The sequence below is a fragment of the Lacrimispora indolis DSM 755 genome, from assembly GCF_000526995.1.
GTDB classification, from domain to species: Bacteria; Bacillota; Clostridia; order Lachnospirales; family Lachnospiraceae; genus Lacrimispora; species Lacrimispora indolis.
Map to the genome: position 1 here is coordinate 518738 of NZ_AZUI01000001.1, position 25902 is coordinate 544639.

Here is a 25902-nt window from a genome sequence, read left to right on the forward strand (position 1 = left end):
CCTTTCAGCCTGTCTTTCTGTCTTAAACCTCGGTGGTAATAAATATATCATAAATCGCCTTAATGGCTTCTTCAAAGTCTGCGTTTTTCACACCAATGATGATATTAAGCTCACTGGAGCCCTGGTCGATCATCTTCACGTTTACCCTGGCATGGGCAAGGGCAGAAAAGATTCTTCCGGCAGTCCCTCTGGTGGCCTTCATGCCCCGGCCCACCACTGCAACCAACGCAAGGTCTGATTCCATCTCAAGGAAATCAGGCTCTACCGCCCTGTGGATCCCTGCTATAACGGACTGCTCATACTCTTCAAACTCCGACTGATGGACAAATACGGTCATGGTATCGATTCCTGACGGCATATGCTCAAAGGAAATGCCGAACTTTTCAAATACCTCCAGAACCTTTCTCCCAAAGCCAACCTCAGCGTTCATCATGGCTTTTTCAATGTTAATGGAGCAAAAACCTCTTTTTCCTGCAATTCCCGTAATGGTGTAATGGGGTTTCCTGCAGGTGCTCTCCACGATCAGGGTCCCTTTATCATCAGGCTTATTGGTGTTCCTGATATTGATGGGTATCCCTTCTTTTCTCACCGGAAATATGGCATCTTCATGAAGGACGCTGGCTCCCATATAAGCGAGCTCTCTTAACTCCCGGTATGTAATGGTCTCAATGACCTCAGGGTTCTTGATGATCCTGGGATCAGCCACCAGGAAGCCGGAAACATCCGTCCAGTTTTCATACATATCCGCATGGATAGCCTTTGCAACAATAGAACCTGTCACATCAGAGCCGCCTCTGGAAAAGGTCTTAATGGTCCCGTCCTGCTTTGATCCGTAAAAGCCCGGGATTACCGCCCGTTCCACATGCTCCAGCCGCTCACTAAGCTCCTTGTTGGTAAGCTCCGCATTAAATGTTCCGTCTGCATCAAAGAAGATCGCTTCAGCCGCATCAATGAATTCGTAGCCTAAATACTCTGCCATCACCAGTCCGTTTAAGTACTCTCCTCTGGAAGCCGCATAATCTCGGCCCGCTTTTTTAAGGAAATTTTCTTCAATGGTCTCAAACTCATGATCCAGATTTAAGTTTAAGTCAAGACCATCGATGATCTCCACATAACGTTCCTTGATTTTTTCCAGAATCTTTTTATAGCTTTTTCCATCTGCTGCCGCATCATAGCACTGGTATAACAGATCCGTAACCTTTTCATCCTTATCATTCCGTTTGCCGGGTGCAGACGGCACTACAAACCGTCTGCTCTTATCCCCGCGGATGATGTCGCCAACTTTTTTAAATTGCTTTGCGCTGGCTAAAGAGCTTCCTCCGAATTTCACAACTTTTTTCATAGCGCTTTTCTCCTCTGATACAGGTTATTATACATATTTAACGGAAATAATATCCTAATTGCCACCCGCTGTCAAGTATTTTTCGCGGTTCGTGTATATTTTTCCATTTTTATGCATAAAATTACGCTTCCATTTCCTGGTTTATTTTATCCTCGCAGGAGCGCATGGCCAGAATGGTCTTTTCAAACAGCTCATCAAGCGTCCACCCCAGATTCTCTGCTCCTGTTGCGATCACATCTCTGGAACAGCCTGCCGCAAACCGCTTGTCCTTATATTTTTTCTTTAAGCTGGATACTTCCAGATCCATGACACTTTTTGAAGGGCGCATCCTGGCTGCCGCTCCGATAAGACCGGTCAGTTCATCCGCCGCAAACATGATCTTTTCCATCACATGCTCCGGCTTTACATCGGAACAGATGCCGTAGCCATGGCTGCATATGGCGTGGACCAGCTCTTCCTCCGCCTTAATCTCAGAAAGAAGCTCCGGTGCTTTCTTGCAGTGCTCCTCCGGGTACTGCTCAAAATCCACATCATGAAGAAGGCCTGCGATTCCCCAGAATTCTTCCTCTGACCCAAATCCCATTTCTCCTGCGTACCAGCGCATTACCCCTTCCACCGTCAGTCCGTGAAGTAAGTGAAACGGCTCCTTATTATATTTCATAAGTAATTCCAGTGCCTGTTGTCTTGTAATTGCTGTTTTCATAGTGCCTCCTCTTTCTTTTATATTTATAAATGTTAAGCCTTTCGGTTCCTTTAAAAGGACCCTATGCTGGTTTCTCCTGATACAAGGATTCCGTTTTCCTCCAAAAGCCTTGCGGTCACACCGCTTCCCAAAACCTTTGTCCCTGAAAACGTCCCGTCATAAATATACCCATGGCCGCAGGATGGGCTCCGTTCCTTTAAAACAGCCCGCTTGCAGCCGTAAAGCCTGGCCAGCTTAAGTGTCTCTTTTGCTCCCTTTACAAAGCAGTCCGTCACATCTTTTCCTGACCGGTCCACCACACGGATCCCATGTGGGTTCCCTGTCTCACCGCCGCCAATCTGCTCCGCAGGCTCCCTGGGCGTTTCCAGGCCCCCAAGCTGCTCCGGGCAGACCGGTATGAAGTTGTATTTCTCCATAAGGGCGATCAAATCCTCCCGCTTGCCGTTTCCGCCGTCATAGCGGCAGTTGACTCCCAGCAGACAGGCGCTCACCAGAATGTTTTCTTTTTCCCCGCTCATCTTCCGCCTCCTTTTGCAGTTTCTTACCATTAAAAATTCACGTTTCTTTCTCTGGTATAAAATATTCCACACCTTTTGTGTAAAAAAACATCCTCCAGGCAAAAGCCCAGAGGACATCGTATCTTAGTCTTTTTTCATTATACCATATGCAACAAAATTTGCAATATTTTTAAAGTTTAAAATATTTTTCCAGCATATAAAAAGCCGGTTCGAAAACACTAATAACCACCTTGAATTTCAAGGTCCACTTATAGATATTTTCTATAAATGAAGAGGCCAAAGTCCTTTATTTAAGCGGAAAAACGCATGTTCTAACTTTTTTTGTGTATAGCTAAAAATTTTTTATATTTTCATGGAATAAGAATTGTTTTTGGATGATTTATATGTTAATATGGTTGTGGGAGAAGAAATAAAAACGCCATTTTTTAACAAAATTATATAAAACAGTATTGTTAAAATTAATGCGCGGAATTATATAATATCAGCTAAGTATAAAGAGAGAGAGGTATTGTCATGTTTGTAGTAAATGTCAACGGTAAGGATTACCAATCAGAAGAAGATTTAGCGTTAATGGATTTTCTCCGTTACAGGCTTGGTATCACCTCCGTTAAAAACGGATGTAAGGAAGGTGCCTGCGGAACATGTACCGTAATTGTGGATGGGAAGACCGTCCGCGCCTGCGTACAGAAATTATCCAGGCTTGAGGGGAAAAAGGTTCAGACCATCGAGGGGTTTACACAGAGAGAAAGAGATGTCTTTGTCTATGCTTTTGCGGCAGCAGGAGCCGTTCAGTGCGGATTCTGCATTCCCGGCATGGTGATCAGCGGCAAATGCCTTATTGACCAGAATCCCAATCCAACCAGGGAGGATGTAAAGCAGGCGATCCGTACAAATATCTGTCGCTGTACAGGCTATACGAAAATAGAAGACGGCATTTTACTGGCAGCAAAAATGCTTAGAGAAAATACAGAGATACCTGAATTAAAGCAGACCGGCAAGGTGGGAGAAAGAACCTGCCGTGTGGATGCAGAGGCAAAAACTCTGGGTACTGCCAAATATGCAGATGATTATTATATGGAAGGCATGCTTTACGGAAAGAACTTATTCAGCAAATATGCACACGCCAAAATTAACGGCATCGATACAAGCAAAGCGCTTGCCATGCCCGGCGTTGTGGCCATCTATACGGCAAAGGACATTCCGGGGGACAGATATATCGGCCATCTGGCACATGACTGGCCCGGCATGATTGATGTGGGCGAAGAAACAAAATGCTGCGGCGATACCCTTGCCATGGTTGTAGCCGAAACCATGGAACAGGCAGTTGCGGCAGTTAAAGCAGTAGAAGTTGATTACGAAGAATTAGAACCAATCCGTTCCCCAAGGGAAGCCATGGTTCCCGGCGCCCATCAGGTTCACGGCGAAGGCTTCATGCAATTTGGCAAATTCAGAATTCCGGAAAACAACCGTCTCGCCCATGAAGTGGTAAAACGCGGTGACGCGGAAACAGCCATTGCCAATTCCAAGTATGTAGCGGAAGGCACTTTCTATGTTCCTGCAACAGAGCACGCCTTCATGGAGCCGGAAACTGCTGTTGGCATTCCTGAGGGTGACGGTGTAAGGGTAATTACCGGAGCACAGGGAATTTATGACGAACATCACGAATTAAGTGCATATCTTGGCATTCCAATGGAGAAAGTAAGAATCCAGAGCGCTTACGTAGGCGGCGGCTTCGGCGGAAAGGAAGATATGAGCGTACAGCACCAGGCTGCACTTTGCGCATACTTATCCAAGAGACCGGTAAAAGTATCCTTCTCCCGCCAGGAAAGCATTAATTATCATCCAAAGCGCCACGCCATGGAAATCTACTGTAAGATCGGCTGTGATGAAAGCGGCATCATACAGGGATTAAAGGCCAGGCTTATCTCCGATACGGGAGCCTATGCTTCTCTAGGCGGCCCGGTACTTCAAAGAGCCTGCACTCATGCCGGCGGACCTTATAACTACCAGAACGTGGACATTGAAGGAGATGCTTACTATACCAACAATCCTCCTGCAGGTGCATTCCGGGGATTCGGCGTAACCCAGTCCTGTATGTCTACGGAAGCTCTCGTCAACCAGTTGGCAGAACAGGTGGGAATATCCGGCTGGGAGATCCGTTACCGCAACGCCATCAGACCGGGTCAGTCCCTGCCTAACGGACAGATCGCTGATGAGGGCACAGGTATGGCAGAAACCCTGGAAGCAGTGAAAGAAGATTTTGAAAAATATGAAGCAGATCCCAATTATTTCGTAGGAATTGCATCTGCCATGAAGAATGCAGGCATTGGCGTGGGTCTTGCAGACGTAGGCCGCTGTATCTTAAGAATCCGTGACGGAAAGGTTGTTACAGGCTCTTCTGCTGCCGCTATCGGCCAGGGACTCCAGACCATAACCTTACAGATGGTCTGTCATACTACAGGTCTTGCACCGGAGCTGGTAGAGGTAGGACATCCGGATACAAAATACACACCCGACTCCGGAACTACCACCGCATCCCGTCAGACCGTATTTACAGGAGAAGCGATCCACACAGCAGCCAGAAAGCTGAAAGAAGATTTGGATGCAGGAAAATCCTTAAGCGACTTAGAAGGTAAGGAATACTACGGTGAATTTGATTATAAAACAGACCCTATGGGCAGTGACAAACCAAATCCGGTGAGCCACATTGCTTACGGATATGCAACACAGCTTTTTGTTATTGACACGGAAGGAAAAGTTGTGAATGTCATTGCAGCCCATGACATCGGTAAGGCCATCAACCCTCTTGCCGCAGAAGGACAGGTAGAAGGCGGAGTTGCTATGGGACTTGGTTATGGACTGACAGAGGATTTCCCGTTAAAGGATGGCATTCCTCAGGCCAAGTTAGGTACGTTAGGTCTCTTTAAAGCACCTCAGATGCCGCCCATTGACGTACGGTTCATTGAAAAGAATCCATCTGATGTAGCATTTGGAGCAAAGGGTGTGGGTGAGATCGTATGTGTTATGGGAGCACCTGCTTTACAGAATGCTTATTATAAGAAGGATGGCGTATACCGTTACAAACTTCCTTTGGATAATACCTTCTACCGTAAACCAAAACCAGCAAAATAAAAGGATCCCAACAGCAAAGATCCCTTTACAGGCAGAATACCCAAAAAAGGGCGGAGAGAATCCCGCCCTTTTTTCTTTCAAAAACACAACAGCAAAAGGGGGCAATCATATAATGGCAGGATTTTATGAAGAATTAACAAATGCTGATAAAAACAAGAGTTTGATCAGCCTGACAATCATCGAAGGACAGGGAATGGGATCCAAAGCCCTGTGGTCCAATGGGGAATTTATCTGCAGACAGGGGGATGAAAAGGTTTTTGACCCCTTTTCTGAGGATTTAAAAGGCCTTGACAAAACCCAGATCATTAAATCTCAGAACAGCACTCTGTTCTGCGAATTTGTAACAGGAGAAAAATACATGGTGGTATGCGGGGCCGGACATATTTCCATCCCCATTATCAGAATCGGAAAAATGCTGGGATTTCACGTTACGGTGATTGATGACAGGGTATCCTTTGCCAATACCGCAAGAAAAGAAGGTGCTGATACGGTTATCTGCAAGCCCTTCCGGGAAGCCCTGGAAGAGATCCAGGGAAGTACAGGCCATTACTTTATCATCGTCACCAGGGGACACCGCCACGACCAGGACTGCTTATCCCAGATCATTGTCAAGAAAAATGCCTACATCGGCATGATCGGCAGCAGAGCCAGAGTAAAGCTGGTAAAGGATTTCCTGGAGAACGAAGGAATAAGCCGGGAACTGTTAGACCAGGTCTATACTCCCATTGGGTTAAAAATCAATGCCCAGACCCCAGAAGAAATCGCCGTAGCCATTATGGCGGAGATCATCCAGGTCAAAAACGAAAGCAAAAAAACCTTTGGATATCCAAAGGAAATCCTTGGAGGGCTCACCTCTTTGGAATTATCGGACATGCCAAAGTCACTTGTTACCATTGTTTCCAGAAAAGGTTCCGCCCCCAGGGATGTGGGCTCAAAAATGATCGTGATGCTTGACGGAAGCACCATCGGAACCATTGGAGGCGGCTGTGTGGAAGCTGAGGTGTGCGCCATTGCAAGGGAAACTGCAAGGGATAAAACGCCGGTATTAAAGAAGGTTGACATGACTCCCGGCAACGCTGAAGACGAAGGAATGGTGTGCGGCGGAATCGTGGAAGTTTATATTGAACCTGTTTTAGATTGATCCGGTTAAAAAACACAATGACATTTTCCTGAAAATATAGTATACTGCATACGATGGACTAGAATGCACGAACGAAAGAAAGGAAGGCAGCACCATGTATTGTGTAAAAAATATCAAAGACGACTTGTTCTGGGTTGGAGGAAGTGACCGCCGTCTGGCCCTGTTCGAAAACGCCTATCCCATACCGAAAGGGATATCTTATAACTCTTATGTCCTGCTGGACGAAAAAACCGTTCTTTTTGATACTGTTGACCGGGCAATAACCGGACAGTTCATGGAAAATGTGGAAGCAGTCCTTGGTGGGCGGAATCTGGATTACATCATTGTAAACCACATGGAGCCAGATCACTGTGCCACTTTAGGGGAAATGGTCAGAAGGTATCCAGACGTAAAGATCATCTGCAATGCCAAGACAGTCCCCATTATCAACCAGTTTTATGAATTCGGCGTTGACAGCCGTGCTGTTATCATAAAAGAAGGGGATACCTTCTCCTCCGGCAAACACACCTTTACCTTTTATATGGCTCCCATGGTCCACTGGCCGGAAGTGATGGTTACTTACGATACCACGGACAAGATTCTTTTCTCCGCCGATGCCTTTGGCACCTTTGGCGCCATGAACGGAAACCTGTTTGCCGATGAAGTGAATTTTGAACGGGAATGGCTTGATGAAGCCAGAAGATACTATTCCAATATTGTAGGAAAATACGGTCCGTCCACCCAGACCCTTTTAAAGAAGATCAAGGATTTAGACATACAGATCCTTTGTCCTCTCCACGGGCCTGTATGGCGTTCTGACATCTGCTGGTATATGGACAAGTATTTCAAATGGAGCAGCTATACACCGGAAGAAAACGCCGTTATGATCGCTTACGGTTCCATTTACGGAAACACGGAGAATGCAGCCAACATCCTGGCATGCCGCCTGTCCGAACGGGGCATCCGCAACATCGTCATGTATGACGTATCCAACACCCATCCGTCAGTGCTTATTTCAGAGGCCTTCCGCTGCAGCCATCTGGTATTTGCTTCAGCCACCTATAACGGTGGAATCTTCACCAGCATGGAGCATCTGCTTCTGGATATGAAGGCCCATAACGTACAGAACCGCACAGTTTCCCTTATGGAAAACGGTTCCTGGGGTGTCATGGCAGGCAAAAAGATGACGGAAATCCTTACAGGAATGAAAAACATGACCATACTGGATCAGACCATTACCATCAAATCATCTGTAAAAGAGGACCAGCTGTCTGAAATTGCTGCTATGGCTAATGCCATTGCAGACTCATTAAAATAATATCAAACAGGAAAGAGCAAGGGATGGCTGGGAACAGCTAAGTACCTTGCTCTTTTTCATGCCTCCGTGCCATCAAACTCCTTTAACAGACAGGGATTCATATAAAACATGGATTTAGATACAGAATTGTCATTCCATAAGGGTTATGGTATAATTTTATTCAGCGACCATCTATGTAACCCACACCCTGAACCTTTCCGCCATGAAGAGGAGAATTTGCCATGGATACCCGCTATCTCAGTTATATTCTGACCATTGCCCAAAAACAAAATATGACAAAAGCCGCTGAAGAGCTGTTTGTCTCCCAATCCACCTTAAGCCAGTATCTTTCCAAGCTGGAAAGCGAGCTTGGCACGCCTCTTTTTTACCGGAGCAAAGGCCGCTTATCCCTGACCCCTGCAGGCCAGCTTTATATCCAGGCCGCCGAAAAGGTAATATCCATCAAAAATGTCCTTTACCAAAACATACAAAACCTGGATAACCGGGGCCACATTACGGTCGGAGTCACCTCCCAATTCGGTCTGAGAATGCTGGTGGAGATCATTCCTGCCTTTAAAACCCGCTATCCCGAGGTTACCATTGAGATTTCAGAAACCGGTCTGCCAGATCTCACAAAGCTTTTATTGGAAGAAAGCATTGACTGCGGAATCATGGCGCTCAATACCACAGAGCCTTTTTCCCCTGATCAGGTCACCATACTACGGGAGGAAGAAGTATTGTTTTCCATTCCGGCCGGCCATCCTTACCGGAGAAAAAATCCGGGCAGTCCCATAAAAATCAAAGAATTTGAAGAGAATTTCGGAGATGAAAACATCCTGCTTTCCAAAAAGGGCTCCACTCTGCGCTATCTTACTGATGCCGTGTTTGAAAAGGCCAACTGGATCCCACGAACCGTATGCGAAACCAACAGCATATCCACAACCAGAAGCATGGTTGCCATGGGGATCGGGGTCACCTTTATCGGAGAATCCTGCGCCAGCGAACGGGAGCGGGTGGCCTATTATTCCGTTTCTCCCCGGCTCACCAGGTTCAATGCCCTTGTGACCAGAAAAAACTGGATCTTAAATCAGGCCGGAGCCAGCTTCTGCGAAAATATAAAAAATTATTTCCAATAAAACGCCCTATGGCTGGAATTTTCCAAGGCCACAGGGCATTTTATTAAAAATTATGTTGGCAGCATTTCCGCCTTTTCCATTGCAGCCTGTTCCTTCTCAGCTGTTTTCCTGGATTCTTCCCAGAAATGACAGGCAACGCAGTGACCCTTTTCTCCTGTTTCCTGGAGGACAGGGGTTTCTTTTTTGCATATATCCTTTGCCATCCAGCATCTTGGTGCGAACCGGCAGCCTTCCGGCGGATTGAGCGGGCTTGGCACATCCCCTTTTAAAACGATGCGGGACACCTTTTTGCCGATCTCCACCTTTGGAATGGCCGATAAAAGAGCTATGGTATAAGGATGTACGGCATTCTGAAAGATATCGTCGGTTTCCGCGCTTTCAATGATCTGGCCCAGATACATGACGGCAATACGGTTTGAAATATGGCGCACAACCGATAAGTCATGAGAAATAAAGAGATAGGACAAGCCTCTTTTTTTCTGTAAATCCATGAGCAGATTGATGATGGTTGCCTGAATGGATACGTCAAGGGAGGATACCGGTTCATCACAGACAATGAATTCCGGTGATAAGGACAATGCCCTGGCAATTCCCACGATCTGGCGTTTTCCTCCGTCCAGCTCATGAGGATATTTGTTCAGCAGATCCTTGGAAATCCCGCAGTCATCACACAGGGCTTCTATTTTCTCATTCATTTCCTTATCAGAGCCGATCTTATGGATCTTATAAGCCTCTTTTAATATGGATCGGATGGTTTTCCGGGGGTTTAAGGAAGAATAGGGATCCTGGAAAATAATCTGTATTTTGGAACACATCTCCAGCATTTCCTGCTTTCCCGATGCTTTAAATACATCCCTTTCCCCGTAAATCAGTTCTCCTCCCGTTGGCTTATGGAGTCTCATGATCACATTTCCAACCGTGCTTTTTCCGCATCCGGACTCTCCTACCAGACCAAGGGTCTCTCCCGGGTAGATATCAAAGGAAATGTCATCCACAGCATGAAGCTGGCCCTTTCCCTTGATTTCAAAATATTTTTTAAGCTTTTTAACCTGAATCAGAGGTTTCATCTTTTCACCTCCCCGGCTTTGTGGCACGCCACATAATGATTTTCACCGATCTGAAACATTCTGGGCGAATGTTCCGAACACCGGCCCGACGCCTCCCCGCACCGTTCATGGAAAGGACAGCCTGAGGGAAGCTTTTCCGGGTTTGCCACTGTTCCCGGAATGGAAGCAAGCCTTTCCCTTGGTCCAGTCAGCTTGGGAATGGAGCCGAACAAGCCGATGGTATAGGGATGAGAGGGATTGGTGAATACCTCCTCCACAGAACCATACTCCACAATGATTCCAGCATACATGACTGCAACATTGTTGCAGATCTCCGCTATAATTCCCAGGTTATGGGTGATCATCAGCAGGGAGCTGTCATACTTGACCAAAAGCTCCTTCATCAGCTCCAGGATCTGGGCCTGTATGGTAACGTCCAAAGCCGTGGTAGGCTCATCTGCGATCAGAAGGGAAGGGTTGCAGGCCAGGGCTGCGGCAATGCCCACCCTTTGCCTCATTCCTCCGGAAAACTGGTGGGGGAAATCATTGACCCGGTATTTGGCTATACCCACCACTTCTAACAGCTTGCCGGCCTCATTGACGGCCTCTTTTTTGCTTAAATTCTTATGTTTCTGCAAAACCATGCCGATCTGTTCCCCTACGGTAAATACAGGATTTAAAGACGTAAGAGGATTCTGGAATATCATGGCTACCTTGTCGCCTCTCATGTCCATAAGCTCTTTCTGGGACATTTTAAATACAGATTTTCCCTCATACAGGATATCTCCGCCCGTAACCTTGCCGGCCGGCTGGGGAATTAAGTTGAGCATTCCCAGGGCTGTGGTCGTCTTACCGGCGCCTGATTCTCCAACCAGACCAAGAGCTTCTCCCCTGCCGATTGTAAGATTAACCCCGTTCAGTGCATATGCTACGGCACGGCCCGTCTCGAATTTTACTGAGAAATCTTTGATCTCAATTAATTTTTCCATCTGGATTCTCCCTTTCGTGGTTAATTCTTATTCTTCGGGTCCAGTACGTCACGCACACCGTCGCCTAAAAAGTTAAATGCAAGCACTGCGATCATAAGCGCTGCTCCAGGTGCAACCACCACCCAAGGAGCCGTTGCCAGATACTCTCTTCCGTCTGCAATCATAACTCCCCAGGAAGGGGCAGGGGCAGGAACACCGAGACCTAAGAAGCTTAAGGAAGACTCAGTCAGGATGGTGCGGCCAAATTCCTGGCTCATGACAATGATCAGCTGTGTCAGAACATTGGGAAGAATCTGGGTGAACATGATCCTTCTCTTGGAGGAACCCAAAACCTGGGAGGCGTGAATGTACTCCATATTCCGGATTCCCATAACATTGCTCCGCACCACTCTGGCATACTGCACCCATCTTGTAAACACCAGGACCAGGATCAGATTGTTGGTGGTGTTTCCCAGTACCGCCATAACCGCAACGGCCAGGATCATGGGGGGAATGGACACCTGAATATCACTGAATCTCATGATGACCGTATCAATGATCCCTCCGAAAAATCCGGATATAATTCCAAGAATGGTGCCGATGATGGCCGTTGCAATGACCACGGAAAAAGAGATCCACAGAGAAACCCTGCTCCCCACCATGAGCCTGGATAAAATATCCTGTCCAAGAGGATCTGTTCCCAAAATATAACCGCTCCAGCCTTTGGATAGACCGTCAGGCATCTTTAACCGGAGAGTTAAGTCCGAGCCAATGGGATCGTGAGGCGCTGCCCAGGGAGAAATCAACGATATGAAAATAATAAAGGAGACCAATACTGCTCCTATGACGAAAAAATTACTTTTGCGCATTCTTCTGAATAATTCTTGTCTGCTCATTCCAATCCCCCTTAGTTAAAGTCCATACGCGGGTCAACAATGGTATAAATAATATCCACCAGCAGGTTGACCAGTACAAAGCATGCAGATATTACCAAAAGAATGGACTGCACCAGTGGGAAATCCCGAAGCCCGATGGCCTGGACCGTCAGGGTGCCGATTCCCGGCCAGCCAAATATCTGTTCCGTTACCACAGCTCCCCCCAGGAATGTCCCCACCTGAAGGCCCACCACCGTAATAACCGGAAGAATTGCATTTCTTAAGGCATATTTCATTGTAATTTCCCGGTTGCTGATTCCCTTTGCATAGGTTGCTGTAATGTAGTCCTCCTGGAGCACATCCACCATGCCGGACCGCAGCATACGGGTAATGAGAGCCGCCATCTGCATGGCCAGAGAGGTGGCCGGCATGATGACAAATGCAAAGCCTCCGTATCCCATGGCCGGCAGCCAACCGAGCTTGACCGCAAAAAACAGAATAAAGATAAGTCCTAATACCACACCTGATATGGACTGCCCCAGAAGGGCAAATATCATGGCAAACAAGTCTATGACAGATCCCCGCTTCACTCCCGCTATAATCCCCATGGGGATGCTGATGAGCAAAGCGATTCCCATGGCTACCAGCGTTAAATACGCGGTAGCCGGCAACCTCTGAAAGATCAGGGTGGAATTAGGCATTTTATAAAATAAGGAATCTCCTAAATCTCCCTTTACAACTCCTGTTATGTAACTGACATACTGTATGGTCAGCGGACGGTCTAAGCCCATTTCTATTTCCTTTTCTCTGATCTGTTCCTCTGTGGCATCATCGGAAAGCATCAGACGGGCCGGGGACCCTGGTGTAAGCTTTAAAAGCCCGAAGGTTAAGATGGATACCCCAAACAGGACAAAAACCGTATATCCCAAACGTTTCAATATAAATTTCAGCAAAACCGTATCCCCTTTCAAGATGTGTGCCCTTTACCCACTATTTTGCGGCTTTTGACACTCTGGAATAGTCAAATACATTGTCGATCCGGACCTTTAAGCCTGTAATGCCTTCCCGGTATGCAAGGGTCGTCACCTGCTGGTAAAGAGACAGATGAGGTGCTGCCTGGGCCCACTCAATGGCAAATACTTCCTTTAAAAGCTGTTCCCGTTTCACCGGATCGCTTTCCCGTTTCTGTTCCATGATCTTTTCATTCATCTCTTCGTTTACATACCCTGACTTATGGGCATCGTTTAACCATCTCTGGGTGATGACAGAGTCCGGATCGCCTGCCGGATAGGGATATCTTTGAATGTATAAATCATAATTTCCCGCAGCCCGCCGCTCCTGGAAAGCCGCATTTTCCATGATTTCTAAATTCACCTTAAATCCGGCGTCCGTAAGCATTGCCAGAACTGCCTGAGCCACTTCTTTATTCCTTGCAAATACTCCGGTCGGTGCGATAAAGGATATTTCTTCTCCTGCATAGGAAGTTTTAGAAAGTAAGTCTTTTGCCATGTCTACGTTATATTCCGGAATCTTGGCATTTTCCTTATCATATCCCAGGACTCCTTCCGGACAGGGCCAGTCACTTGCCGATCCGCCTCCTGCAATGGACTGCACCAGAAGCTCTCTGTTTAATGCGTGATTCACTGCCTGTCTGGCATTTAAGTCTTCAAAGATCCGTCCGTCTGCACATCGGAATCCCAGATGAACAATGGCAGAACCTAAAATCTTTTCCACCTTTACCCCTTTTACACCGGAAAGCATGTCAGCCTGTTCCACGGGCACTGCATCGATCATATCCAAATCGCCTGTCTGGATGCCGGAAACACGTGTGGTATCTTCAATGACCGGACGGTATATGATCCGGTCAACGTTGCTCTTGTCATCGCCCCAATCCCAGTAATCCTCGTTGCGGATGAATTCCGCATCCTGTCCGGGCGTCCATTTGTCGGCGATCCAGGGACCGGTTCCGATTGGTTTGTTTGTCTCGTTAAACTCAAAGAGGGCATCCCCTTTTTCTGCCAGTGCCTTGGGAGGAAACATGGGAGTATCAATCAGCTGGTTCAACAACGCTCCCCATGGTTCCTTCAGCTCAATCACAGCCGTATAGGTGTCTTTGGCTTCCACGCCTTCCAGTGAGGGCCAGAAAGCCGCATGGACCAGAGTGGGATTATCAATCAGCCGTTTTAAGGTCGCCACCACCGAATCCGCGTTGAAATCTTCTCCGTTGTGGAACTTCACACCTTCTCTCAGCTTAAAGGTCCACTCAAGCCCATCTTCAGATACGCTCCATTCTGTAGCCAGTTCCGGCTGTATGGAGTTATTTTCCCCGTAAGGATTCACCAGGGTGTTATAGGTGAGTTTGGACAGCATATAAGCATTTGTCTTGTTCTCATTCAGCGGATCCCATTGGGTGATGTTATTGGGTCCCGCAAACACAAATCTGGATTCTGCTGCCGCCTTCTGGGAACCATTGGTTCCGCCGGAAGCTGCGCCTCCACCTCCCCCGCAGCCACTCATCAGTGCCATACTTAAGCAGAGCGCCAGACAAAGTACTCTTTTTTTCAAATTCTTTTTTTTCATGAAATACCCCTCCATTTTATATGTATATATTTTTCCGCTTTTCTCTCGAAAAGCAAATAGCTTACCTTACCAGTGCCGGCCTTTTGCAGTCATACTTCCAGCCGGATATGAGATACTGCATTGCCATGGCGTCATCTCTGTCATGAGAGGGAAGACTGTTATACAGCTCATTGGCTTCCATGACCCGTTTCATATTCAAGGTGACTCCCAGGCCAGGCTTCCCCGGAACTTCTAAATATCCGTCCTGAATGACCGGCGTATCTTCCAGCAGATTCTGCCCATCCTGCCAGATCCAGTGAGTGTCAAGAGCGGTCGGCTTACCAGGCGCTGCCGCTGCCGTATGGGCAAAGGCTGCCAGGGTGATGTCAAAATGATTGTTGGAATGGCTGCCCCAGGTCATACCCCAGTCATTTAAGATCTGAGCCATGCGGACACTTCCCCCAAATCCCCAGAAATGAGGATCAGCCAGCACGATATCCACAGATTTCAAGGCAGCGGAATGGTAAAACTGCCTCCAGTCCGTTGCAATCATGTTGGTTGCTACGGGAAGGTTTACCGCATTCTTAAATTCCGCCATTACTTCCCTGCCGGAATATCCTGCTTCCGGACCGCAGGGGTCTTCGATGTAAGTCAGTATTCCTTCCATGGGCTTACAGATCTCAATGGCTTTTTCTAGGCTCCAGGCTCCGTTGGGATCAATGTTGATCCGCCCCTTTGGGAAAGACTTTTTAAGGGCACAGATCGCCTCCATCTCCTCTTCCCCTGCTAAAACGCCGCCCTTTAGCTTGAAGTTTCCAAATCCATACCTTTCATGAAGCACCTGGGCCTGTTCCACGATCCGCTCCGGTGTCAGCATCTCCTGGCGGCGAAGCTTAAACCAGGGATCATTGCTGTCTCTTTCATCCAGATAATCAAGGCCTTCCCGGGCCTTCTCCTTATCACTGACATAGAAGAGGTAACCCAGGGTCTCCACTTTATCCCTCTGCTTTCCGTCTCCCAGCAGTTCGCACATGGGAAGCCCTAAGTGTTTTCCCAGTAAGTCCAAAAACGCGCACTCAATGGCCCATTCTGCTTTTACCACAAATTTCAGCTTGCTGATGTCCAAGGTCTGTATTCCTTCTCCGTCATCCTCTTTTACCCGCCTGGCCGCCTTATGAATGTTATTTAATATTGTTCGGTATTTTCCGATTGACTGGCCCACCACAAGGGGAACGCAGCTTTTTAATGCTTCACAAGTGTAATCTCCCCCGTGAATTTCTCCGATTCCCGTATTTCCTGCGCTGTCCTTTAAAATCACCAGGTTTCTGGTAAACCAGGGAGCATGGGCTCCGCTTAACGTCATCAGCATGCTGTCATACCCTGCAACAGGAATGACCTGCATCTCTGTTACAACTGGTGTACCTTTTTGTACCATATCCATTTAATCCCTCCGTTTGGCGATATTGCTCATTTTTATTCTCAACTGGCCCATTGATATATGCATTATACCAACGAAAACCTGATAAATCCAATTGCTAATACCGATTGTATCATTAGAATTTTTCATGCCTGTTTCCATTACCGGACAAGACAGGGCCTTTTGGGGTCAAATTTCCAGCCGGGAATCAAGTACTGCATGACCACAGAATCGTCTCTTCCTCCCAGGCAGTGATCCAGATACAGCTGATGAGCCTTTTTCACCTGTTCCATATCCACCTCAATGCCAAGGCCAGGCTTCTTAGGAACCTCCACGCAGCCGTCTATGATTAAAAGAGGCTCCTTTGTCAGCCTCTCCAAGCCCTCCTGCCAGATCCAGTGGGTATCTAAGGCGTTGTATCTCCCCGGAACCGCCGCCCCCACCTGGGTGAACATTGCCAGTGAAATATCGAAATGATTGTTGGAATGAGAGCCCCAGGTATAGCCAAACTCATGGCACATCTGGGCCACCCGCACAGAACCGCTCATGGTCCAGAAATGAGGGTCAGCGAGGATGATATCAACAGCCTGGCACTCCAGGGCGTGTCCCACCTCCCGCCAGTCCGTCGCAATCATGTTGGTTGCAGTAGGAAACCCTGTCCTGCGGCGGAATTCGCTGACAATTTCTCTTCCTGAATATCCACCTTCTGCCCCGCAGGGATCCTCACAGTAGGTCAGGATCCCCTCCATTCCCTTCACATACTCAACCGCATCCGTAAGGAGCCAGGCGCCGTTAGGGTCTAAGTCAATGCGTGCTTCTGGAAATGCCTTTTTCAGCTCCCGGATCACTTCCATCTCTTCCCTTCCGGATAAAACGCCCCCCTTTAATTTAAAATCCTTAAACCCGTATTTTTCCTTGGCAGCCCTTGCAGCTGCAACGATCTTTTCCCCTGTCAGGGCTTCTTCATGGCGGAGACGGTACCATTCCCATTCTGCATCAGGCTCCGAATCATAAGGCAGGTCTGTTTTATTCCGGTCTCCGGTAAAGAACAAATACCCCAGCATCTCTACCCGGTCCCTCTGTTTCCCGTCCCCTAAAAGCTCACACGCCGGCACGCCCAGATATTTTCCAAGAAGATCCAGGCAGGGCGCTTCAATGGCCGTCAGCACATGGACTCCTGTGCGCAGATCAAAGGTCTGATTTCCCCTTACATCCTCTTCTCCCCTTGTTTCAAGGTAAGCCTTTACCCTTAACAATGTGCTTTTATATTCCCCTATTTTCGTGCCCTCTACAAGAGAAACGCACTCTGATAAAGCACGGGTGATTTTCTCCCCTCCCGGCACTTCCCCCACGCCTGTCTCGCCGTTGTCCCCATGAAGAACTACGATATTTCTGGTAAAAAACGGCGCATGGGCTCCGCTTAAATTCAGTTCCATGCAGTCTTTTCCGGCTACAGGATAAACTTCCATTTTTGTGATGATTGGTGTCATTGTGATATCTCCTTTTCTTCATCCCTTTTTAACCTTATGGTGAATTATAACCTTATTTCAGGACTCCATCTATTGACAGAAATACCAACCTTATTCCCCTTCTCTTGTAGCCTTTATTTTTCCTTCCAATAATGAAAAAAAGATTGCAAAAAAATTGCAATCTCTTTCAATAAACAGAAGTTCCCTCCTGTTACAGCTCATATTTACTTCCGATCCCATACCGTTTCATCTTCCTCCACAAGGTGGTGGTGCTGATCTGAAGTTCCTCCGCCGCCATGGCCCGGTTGCCCTGATGCTTATCCAGCAGCGCCGCAATGCGGACTGCATCAGGATTCTTTAGCACTATGGTCTGAATTCTTCCGTTTTGCTCTCTTACCAGGGGATAAAGCTCCTGTAAAAGATCTTTCACCATCCCTTCCTCCACCCGTCTGCGGTGAGCCGAGAGAATCAGGCGTTCGCAAAAAACCTCCAGCTGAAGTAAATTACCTTCCCAACAATACTCCTCCATGGCCTTTAAAGCGGCCGCACTGATTTCCACATATTTAGAATAGGCAGCATTGAACCGATCCAGATACAGGCGGACCAGTCTGGAAATGTCTTCCCTGGTCTTGCGAAGGGGAGGCAGCTCGATCTTAAGGGAAGAAAGAAGGAAATATAAATCTTCCCGGAACAGGCCGTTCTTCACCAGCAGGGTCAGCTCCTTTGAGGTGGTGACCATAAGCCGCACCGGAAGGGCCCGTTTTACCATGGAATTGTTGCACCAGAACAGCTTATCATGGACAGCCTTATAAAGGAGATATTGGGTCTCTAAGGACAGCCTATCCACTTCCTGAAGCAGGACCGTTCCATAAGCAGCCTTCTCCCAGGCCCCTTTCCTGCTTTCCTCTGAAAAGCCGAAGATGACTTCTCTCTGCTCCTGAGGGGATAAGGAGCCGCAGTTAATATTTAAAAAAGGGCCTCCCTTTTGGGGGCTGTTGTTGTGGAGAGCTTCTGCCAGTATCTCTTTTTCCGTTCCTGTCTCGCCGAAAATCACCACAGGGCTTTTGGATACGGCATAGGATCTGGCCAGCTTGATGCACCGCTTCATTTCCGGAGATTCCCGCAGGATATGGCCGAAATTGCGGCTGGCAATGTATCCGTTAGCCAGCTTGGCCCCTGCCGCCTCAGGATCCCTTCTTTCTATTCCCTTCATCTTATGGCAGGTCAGAATGGCCCCGCTGAAATGTCCGTCATACTGAATCGGCGCTCCCACCACCATCAGGGGCTGGTCTCCAATGGAAAATGAGGTGGAATAAAGCTCCTCACTTCCCCTTAAAATTCCTTCGATGCCTTCCGTATCTATCCCCCTGATCACCTTATCAATGGGAAATCCCACCACTTCTGAAGCAGGTTTTCCCATTATCTGCTCGATCACCCGGTTCACGGTCACAATTTCTTTGTAAGCGTTGATTTTAATGATTCCGCTGAAGGAAGTATCCAGTAAGGTCTCGATCTGGGCCTCATTTTGTTTTTCCATCTTTGCTAAGTCTATCATGTGGATGGCCAAACCAAGAGCACTGCGGATGGATTCCTCTCCTGTTTCCACAAACAGGCTTGGAAAACCGATCTCAAAAGCCGTCTGATTGGCTTTCACTCCCCCGATGATTAAATCCACCCCGTCTGCAATCGCCTGGCTCACTTTCATGCGTGTCTCCTCCAGAGCCTTCAGCTCATAAAAACGGAGAGTGCAGTCAAATAATTCGTCTAAGTGGTCCAGGCTGTCAAACATATTTTTAAATGCAACAATACCGATTAAGGGATGCTCTTTTTTCAGCATCCCCTTTGCCTTCCGTATCATCATACCGATTTCCCTGATGGTGACAGGCATTTCCACTACAGGGATGTTGGTATTCTCTTTAATGAGGGTGGCCTGAAGGCCCCTGGCAATAATAATGCGCACTCCTGCTGCCAGGGCTTCCTGTGCCTCCACCACAGCATTTGCATTTTCCACTACCTTTAAGACCTGTACTTCAATTCCCTCTCTTTTCAGCACATTTTCCGCAAACTCCAGAATGGTCTGCCTGGGCAGAAGGATCCCGATCTGTTCCATAGCTGTCCCCACTTCCTATCCCCAATAAGCCCTTTGACAGGCTTTTCACACAATGTCTAAGTACACCTTTTTACCTGGCGCAGGAAAGGCCCGGTCAAGCTCCGAAAATTCTTTTTCGGTCAGTTCCAGTTCCCCTGCTTTTGCATTGTCCATGGCATGTTCCTTTTTTCCGGTTCTGGGTATGGCAATGATATCACCGTTTCGGATGGCAAAGGCCAGCAGCACCTGGGAAATGCTGCACCCATGGGCAGCCCCGATCGCAGATAAAACCTGGTTCTCATAAAGCCCTTGTTTTAAATCTCCTGCCTGGGCCAGGGGGCAGTAAGCCATAACAGGAACCTTATGCTGCCTCATCCAGGGAAGAAGATCATATTCAATGCCTCTGGACGCAAGGTGGTAAAGCACCTGGTTGACCGCACATTGTTTTCCCCCCGGAACCCTCCACAGCTCTTCCATGTCATGGGTATCAAAGTTGGATACGCCCCAGCCCAGGATCTTTCCCTCCTTTTTCAACTGCTCCATGCACTCCACCGTCTCTTCCAGAGGGATGCTTCCCCGCCAGTGAAGCAGATACAAGTCCAGATAATCCGTATTCAGGCGTTTCATAGTCTCAATACAGCTCTTAAATATATGCTTTCTTCCTGCATTGTGAGGATAGACCTTGGATACCAGAAACAGACCGCTCCTGTCATAGCCGGATATGGCTTCTCCGATCAGTTCTTCAGATTTTCCGTTTCCATACATTTCAGCCGTATCGATCAATGTCATCCCTGCATCAATTCCCGCCTTAAGAGCCTCTGCCTCTTTCTCGTGTTTTCCCCTCTGCTCCCCAAGGAGCCAGGTGCCCTGTCCGATTGCCGGCACCAGGGTTCCATCGGGTAATGCTACCATTTTCTCCATCTGCCACTCCTCCAATCCTTCTTTATCAATGCTTCCTGCCTGCAGCCTTTTACGGATTCAGCTTCCTTCCTGTGCGCAGCATGTGGAAGGTCCGGTCGGCCGCGCTCCGGTATAATTCTTCGGCCCGTTCTATGGCTTCCTCCACAGACATGGCTCCCTGTATGGTTGTCATGATGCTTTCAATGCCAAACTCATAGATCTTCTCTGCGCCTTCTCCCAGCCCGCCTACAATTGCAAGAGCCGGAATCCCCTTTGCCTTGCAGCGCATTCCGATTCCGCTGGGCACCTTTCCAAAGGCAGACTGCCAGTCCATACGGCCTTCCCCTGTGATGACTAAGTCCACTCCCTCCAGCAGCGAATCAAATTCAATGAGATCCAGGACTGTTTCAATTCCTGACTTCATATTTGCATGAAGAAAGACCTTTAAGGCAGCCCCAAGACCGCCTGCTGCTCCTGAGCCGGGAATCTGATTGACATCAATGCCCGTAAGATCCAGCAGTTTTCCTGCGTATGCCTCCATATCCTTTTCCAGTCTTTCAAGGATTTCCGGGGTGCCCCCTTTTTGCTTACCAAAGGTATAGGTGGCTCCGTTCAGTCCTGTAAGAGGATTGGTCACATCGCACATCACCGTAAACTCTGTTTCTGCTGCAGCCGGATGAAGTCCCTTTCCATCAATGCTGTGAACCTTTCCAAGATCCTCACCGAATCCGGTCAGAACATTTCCTTCCTTATCAAGGAATCGCACCCCAAGGGCTGACATGGCTCCCATTCCTCCGTCATTTGTGGCGCTTCCTCCAATGGCAATGGAAATATTGCGGTATCCCTGGTCCAGGGCATCCTTTATCAGTTCTCCTGTTCCATAGGTAGTGGTATGAAGAGGATTTCTCTTTTCAGCCGGAACCATGGGAAGGCCGGAGGCTGCAGCCATCTCAATGACTGCATGGCTGTTCTGGAATACCCCATAGGTTGCGGTTGTCTCTTCCATCAATGGCCCGTGAACAGAAACACAACGGAGGCTTCCTCCCATGGCATGAACCACCGCTTCCACGGTCCCCTCGCCTCCGTCGGCAACGGATACGCCCCGGCACTGGCAGTCAGGAAATATGCATTTCGCGGATTCCGTCAGGATTTCCACGATTTTTTCAGATGATAAGGAGCCTTTAAAGGAATCAGATGCAAATAAAAATTTCATAATATGATACCCCTTTCTGTTATGTATGTGCAAAACAGGCCGGCGTCCTTTCACAGCCGCCCGCCTGTCTACTGATCCTATGAATTAGAGAAGCCCTGCTGTCTCCATTTCCTTTTTAATACGGGCTAATACAGGGCCTTCCGGGGTCGCAAGATTGGGCTTATAGGGAAGCCCTACATTTCTGCCCCTTAGATTTGCCATATCCTTTGCAGCTACGGGAAAGCTTGCAGGGTCCATGGACAAACGGACCGGATTCAGCTTAAACTGGGCTTCCAGGGAACCGCTTAAATCGCCTGCAGCGTATTTATTGTAAACATCCGTAATCAGCTCCGGCATAAAATTAGCCGCAGTACACACGCCTCCTACTGCACCGTGACACATGGAAGCATACAGAAGGGTATCCTTTCCTCCAAAAACCTTAAAGCCCTTATGGCGGGTCCTTCGGATGAATTCCGCTGTCTGGGTAATGTCCCCGCTGGTGTCCTTCATACCCACAATATTGGGGACCTCTTGAGCCAGACGCTCCACCAGATTTCCGGACAGAGTGTATCCCACCCGGGCAGGGTTGTTATAAAGAAGGACAGGTATTTGGGGAACAGCTTCTGCAATGGTTTTAAAATGCAGATACAGCTCTTCCTCCGTTGGTTTTAAAAACATTGGCTGCAAAACAGAAATTCCAGCTGCTCCGTTTTCCACCGCCATCTTTGCCAGGCGGCAGCACTTTTTCGTACTGATGGCGCCAATGCCAAAGTATACGGGAACTCTGCCGGCGGACTGATGGATCATGATGGTTAAGCCCCGCTCCATCTCGTCTTCTTCCACCACATAAAATTCTCCGTTGCTTCCAAAGGCCAGGATTCCCAGAACGCCTCCGTTAATAACGTAATCCACCTGATCCCTTAATTTTGCTTCATCGATCCTCTCATTCTCATCAATGGGAGTGAGAATTGGGACAATAACTCCTTTTATAAAATCTGTATTCATGGTTCCTCCAGCTTCACATTTTTTGCTCATTTATACTCCCAGGTTTTATTTCCCAGGTTTTACAGTTGTATTGGCAATCTTCTCATAATATTTGACGATGCTGGAGTGATCCTCCTTTTCAAAGCCATCCGCTTTAAGCCCCTGCATGATTTCCATTAACTGCCCGGTCAATGGAGCCGGTGAACTGACGGCATGGGCAGCATTTAACGCATTGTTCAAGTCCTTAATATGCAGCTCAATGCGAAAGCCCGGATTAAAGTTTCTGTTAAGGATCATGGGCGCTTTTGCATCCATAACCGTGGAGCCTGCCAGGCCGCCGCGGATAGCCTGATATACCAGTTCCGGATCAGTTCCGGCTTTTTTTGCAAAGGTAAGAGCCTCGGATACTGCCGCAATATTCACGGCAACCACCATCTGGTTTGCCAGCTTGGCCACATTTCCGGAGCCAAGTCCGCCTACATATACCACGGAGCCGGCCATTACCATGAGCATATCATAATATTTATCAAATAATTCTTTTTTGCCGCCCACCATCACGGATAAGGTTCCGTCAATGGCCTTTGGCTCTCCGCCGGATACGGGCGCATCAAGCATCTCAATTCCCTGCTTTTCCAGCTCAGCACCGATGGCCCTGCTTTCCGTAGGGTCAATGGAACTCATGTCAATGACAACGGTGCCTGGCTTTGCTCCTTCTGCAACTCCGTTCTCTCCTAAAACTGCTGCTCTTACATGGGGAGAGTTGGGCACCATGGTGATGACCACCTCACTTTGAGAAGCCGCTTCCTTACCATTTGCCGCTTCCGTTGCACCGCAGGAAATTAAATCTGCCACAGCCTCCTTGTTATAATCAAAAACAACCAGCTCATGTCCTGCCTTTACCAGGTTCTTTGCCATAGGCCTTCCCATGATTCCCAATCCAATAAATCCGATTTTCATATGATTCTTCCTTTCTTTCCTATACTGTCTTTCAGCAACCGATGGACTTTCCCATCACTGTCTTGATTATAGAAAAAATGGAAGGATATTACTATGGGCGGATTAACCTAATGTAAAGCTGTTTCCTGTACAAACCTCATATTATTTCAATTTTATCTCAAATTCGTTTCATTATTATTTCAATCTACTATTCCAGATGATACTTCTTTCTTTTTCTCCACAGGGTCGCCTTGCTGATACCCAGGGCTTTTGCCGTCTCCTCCCTGTTACCTCCAAACCTTAAAAGAGCCTCTGCAATCCTTTCTGCTTCTTCCGGAACAGGCATGATCCGGTCATTTTCCTCTCCCTCTTCTTCCCAGCCCGCCTTTAAGGGCCGGGGATACAGTTCCCCTAAAACCTGTTCTGCAAAGCCTTCATCAAGACTTCGCTTTTTGGCCGTAAGGATCAGGCGTTCGCAAAAGCTCTCCACCTGAAATAAATTTCCCTCCCAGGGGTAATCAAGCAGCAGCTTCCTGGCGCCATGAGTCAGTACATGAAATCTGGAATAATGTTCGCAGCAGTCTCTGATGCTTTCCGTCAGCTTCCGCTCCAAATCCTCTTTCCGTTCCCTTAAAGGAGGGATACGCACCGTCAAACCACTCAGAAGATAATAGAGATCTTCCCGTATTGCCCCATCTCCGGCTAAGTCTGACAAAGGCACATCAGTGGTGACCATAACCCTTACATCAGCCCCAGGATACCTAGCCCCGTCTTTACCAAGACGGCTTTTATACCGGATCAGCTGGCATAGACGGTATTGATTGGCTCTTGTTAGACACTGCACCTCTTCCAGCAAAAGAGTGCCTCCCTTTGCCTGGGCGACCGCTCCCTTATCTCCAAAGATCATGTCAAGCTGCCCTTCATCCCCCAGCCCATCACAGGACAATGCCACAAACGGGCCTCCCTTTTGCAGGCTTGCGTTGTGGATGCTTTGGGCCAGTAGGCGCTTTTCTGTTCCAGCCTCCCCTTCAATCAAGACCGCTTTTTCCGAAAGTGCATACAGCTTCGCCAGGCGTATGCATTCCTCCATTGCCTGGGATTCCTGAAGAATATCCTCAAATTCCCCCAGGGCAATGAAGCCTCTTAAATGGCCCTTTTCCCTGGAATCCGATTCCGCCAGCCGGCGTTTTTTCATGCGGTGGCAGGTGAGAATGGCTCCCTCTGCCCTTTGGTCAATGACCACCGGGGCCACAACGGCAAAAACAGAGGTGCGGTTGATCTCCATAAACAGGGAATAGGATTCCTTCCCATAGTCTTTTCCAAGCTCCGGAAATACCTCACAGGCAGCCTTTCCTAATACCTCATCTTTTTTCAGCCCCAGAATATTTTCCATAATTGGATTTAAATCCAGAATGAACCCGGAAGCGTCAAGCCTTACAACGCCGCTGAAGGAATGGTCCAAAAGCGTTTCCATCTGCGCTGCACTGCGCTTCTCCACTCCCATGGCATAATCCATGCTTTCGGCCATTGACAAGGCATTTCTTAAGGAATCCTCGGTATTGGATAAAAACAGGGACGGGATCCCGGCCTCTCCGGCTATTCCCACTGCCGTATCTCCTCCAATGATCAAGTCCACCCCATCCCCTATAGCCTGTTTTGTCATATCCTCAAGCAAATGACTTTTATCTGCAAAATAGGTCCTCATTTCAATTCCATAAATGATATCAAAATAGGACATATCGCAGAACATATTCCGGAACCCCACAACGCCGATGACAGGATTTTCTTTCTTTAAAATCTGTTTTGCCTTATTGACCAGAAGGGCCATTTCCTGGGCAGTGATAACGATTTCCACCACCGGAATATCCGTATACTGCTTGATTAAGGAGGCCTGAAGCCCTCTGGCAATGATAATGGAAGCCCCGGCCCCGATGGAATGCCTTGCCTCGGAAACAGCATCTTCCGTTTTAATTACCCGCATATCACTGATCTCGTATTTTTTTTCCTGGAGAATATTGTGCGTCTGATGCAGCATTTCTTCCCTGGATACAAGCAATGCAATTTTTCCCATGTGAATTCCTCTTAAGCGAACGCCGCGCCCTTTAAACATAATTGTTTCCTTATTACTGTCCACGCTTTTTGGACAGAGCCTACCCCGCTTTAGTGCCTTCCCCGCTTTATCGGGCATCGGGTGTAAAGGGATACCCGCAGGGTGTTTT

20 protein-coding genes are annotated in these 25902 nt (G+C 48.0%); 4 read left to right on the plus strand and 16 right to left on the minus strand.

Annotated elements, in window-relative coordinates; all coding sequences use genetic code 11:
- Window positions 1-22 precede the first annotated feature (22 nt).
- The 3 genes from K401_RS0102485 to K401_RS0102495 form a co-directional block, all read right to left on the minus strand.
- Window positions 23-1342, minus strand: a complete 1320-nt coding sequence (locus K401_RS0102485; RefSeq protein ID WP_024291488.1) for an aspartate kinase — start codon at window positions 1340-1342, stop codon at window positions 23-25.
- A 121-nt stretch (window positions 1343-1463) separates the two neighbouring features.
- Window positions 1464-2045 carry a hydrolase gene (locus K401_RS0102490; protein WP_024291489.1) on the minus strand — a complete coding sequence of 194 codons (582 nt, stop codon included), beginning with the start codon at window positions 2043-2045 and terminating at the stop codon, window positions 1464-1466.
- A 50-nt stretch (window positions 2046-2095) separates the two neighbouring features.
- Window positions 2096-2563: a 2-thiouracil desulfurase family protein gene (locus K401_RS0102495; RefSeq protein ID WP_024291490.1), complete on the minus strand. Its 468-nt coding sequence runs from the start codon at window positions 2561-2563 to the stop codon at window positions 2096-2098.
- 513 nt (window positions 2564-3076) lie between these two features.
- Between K401_RS0102495 and xdh the strand changes: the two genes are divergently transcribed.
- From xdh to K401_RS0102520, 4 genes are all read left to right on the plus strand, one after another.
- Window positions 3077-5695, plus strand: a complete 2619-nt coding sequence (xdh, locus tag K401_RS0102505) for a selenium-dependent xanthine dehydrogenase (RefSeq protein WP_024291491.1) — start codon at window positions 3077-3079, stop codon at window positions 5693-5695.
- A 112-nt stretch (window positions 5696-5807) separates the two neighbouring features.
- Window positions 5808-6836: an XdhC family protein gene (locus K401_RS0102510; RefSeq protein ID WP_034620353.1), complete on the plus strand. Its 1029-nt coding sequence runs from the start codon at window positions 5808-5810 to the stop codon at window positions 6834-6836.
- A 94-nt stretch (window positions 6837-6930) separates the two neighbouring features.
- Window positions 6931-8133: an FprA family A-type flavoprotein gene (locus K401_RS0102515; RefSeq protein ID WP_024291493.1), complete on the plus strand. Its 1203-nt coding sequence runs from the start codon at window positions 6931-6933 to the stop codon at window positions 8131-8133.
- A 221-nt stretch (window positions 8134-8354) separates the two neighbouring features.
- Window positions 8355-9248, plus strand: coding sequence for a LysR family transcriptional regulator (locus K401_RS0102520; protein WP_024291494.1), 894 nt, complete (start codon window positions 8355-8357; stop codon window positions 9246-9248).
- Window positions 9249-9298: 50 nt separating this feature from the next.
- Here the strand turns inward: K401_RS0102520 and K401_RS0102525 are convergent, their stop codons facing one another.
- From K401_RS0102525 to K401_RS0102595, 13 genes are all read right to left on the minus strand, one after another.
- Complete coding sequence (locus K401_RS0102525) at window positions 9299-10315, minus strand: ABC transporter ATP-binding protein (RefSeq protein WP_024291495.1); 1017 nt, start codon at window positions 10313-10315, stop codon at window positions 9299-9301.
- Entirely contained in the window at window positions 10312-11283 is a 972-nt protein-coding gene (locus K401_RS0102530; RefSeq protein WP_024291496.1) for an ABC transporter ATP-binding protein, read from the minus strand. The genes K401_RS0102525 and K401_RS0102530 overlap by 4 nt, the downstream gene beginning before the upstream one ends.
- Before the next feature lie 20 nt (window positions 11284-11303).
- Window positions 11304-12158 (minus strand): ABC transporter permease, encoded by an 855-nt coding sequence (locus K401_RS0102535; protein ID WP_024291497.1) that lies wholly within the window; start codon window positions 12156-12158, stop codon window positions 11304-11306.
- A gap of 11 nt (window positions 12159-12169) precedes the next feature.
- Entirely contained in the window at window positions 12170-13090 is a 921-nt protein-coding gene (locus K401_RS0102540) for an ABC transporter permease (protein WP_024291498.1), read from the minus strand.
- 37 nt (window positions 13091-13127) lie between these two features.
- Window positions 13128-14717, minus strand: a complete 1590-nt coding sequence (locus tag K401_RS0102545) for an ABC transporter substrate-binding protein (protein WP_024291499.1) — start codon at window positions 14715-14717, stop codon at window positions 13128-13130.
- Between the two features lie 61 nt (window positions 14718-14778).
- Complete coding sequence (locus K401_RS0102550; RefSeq protein ID WP_330363127.1) at window positions 14779-16137, minus strand: enolase C-terminal domain-like protein; 1359 nt, start codon at window positions 16135-16137, stop codon at window positions 14779-14781.
- Window positions 16138-16274: 137 nt separating this feature from the next.
- On the minus strand, window positions 16275-17603 hold the full coding sequence (locus K401_RS0102560; protein WP_024291501.1) for an enolase C-terminal domain-like protein: 1329 nt from the start codon (window positions 17601-17603) through the stop codon (window positions 16275-16277).
- 190 nt (window positions 17604-17793) lie between these two features.
- The gene (locus tag K401_RS0102570; protein WP_024291502.1) at window positions 17794-19692 is read right to left on the minus strand and encodes a PrpR N-terminal domain-containing protein; all 1899 of its coding nucleotides are present in this window, start codon (window positions 19690-19692) and stop codon (window positions 17794-17796) included.
- A 45-nt stretch (window positions 19693-19737) separates the two neighbouring features.
- Complete coding sequence (locus K401_RS0102575; RefSeq protein WP_024291503.1) at window positions 19738-20592, minus strand: aldo/keto reductase; 855 nt, start codon at window positions 20590-20592, stop codon at window positions 19738-19740.
- A 49-nt stretch (window positions 20593-20641) separates the two neighbouring features.
- Window positions 20642-21784: a glycerate kinase family protein gene (locus K401_RS0102580; protein ID WP_024291504.1), complete on the minus strand. Its 1143-nt coding sequence runs from the start codon at window positions 21782-21784 to the stop codon at window positions 20642-20644.
- A gap of 84 nt (window positions 21785-21868) precedes the next feature.
- Window positions 21869-22768, minus strand: coding sequence for a dihydrodipicolinate synthase family protein (locus K401_RS0102585; protein WP_024291505.1), 900 nt, complete (start codon window positions 22766-22768; stop codon window positions 21869-21871).
- 45 nt (window positions 22769-22813) lie between these two features.
- Complete coding sequence (gene garR, locus K401_RS0102590; protein ID WP_024291506.1) at window positions 22814-23704, minus strand: 2-hydroxy-3-oxopropionate reductase; 891 nt, start codon at window positions 23702-23704, stop codon at window positions 22814-22816.
- A gap of 187 nt (window positions 23705-23891) precedes the next feature.
- Window positions 23892-25754 carry a sigma-54-dependent Fis family transcriptional regulator gene (locus K401_RS0102595; protein ID WP_024291507.1) on the minus strand — a complete coding sequence of 621 codons (1863 nt, stop codon included), beginning with the start codon at window positions 25752-25754 and terminating at the stop codon, window positions 23892-23894.
- Between the last annotated feature and the right edge of the window lie 148 nt (window positions 25755-25902).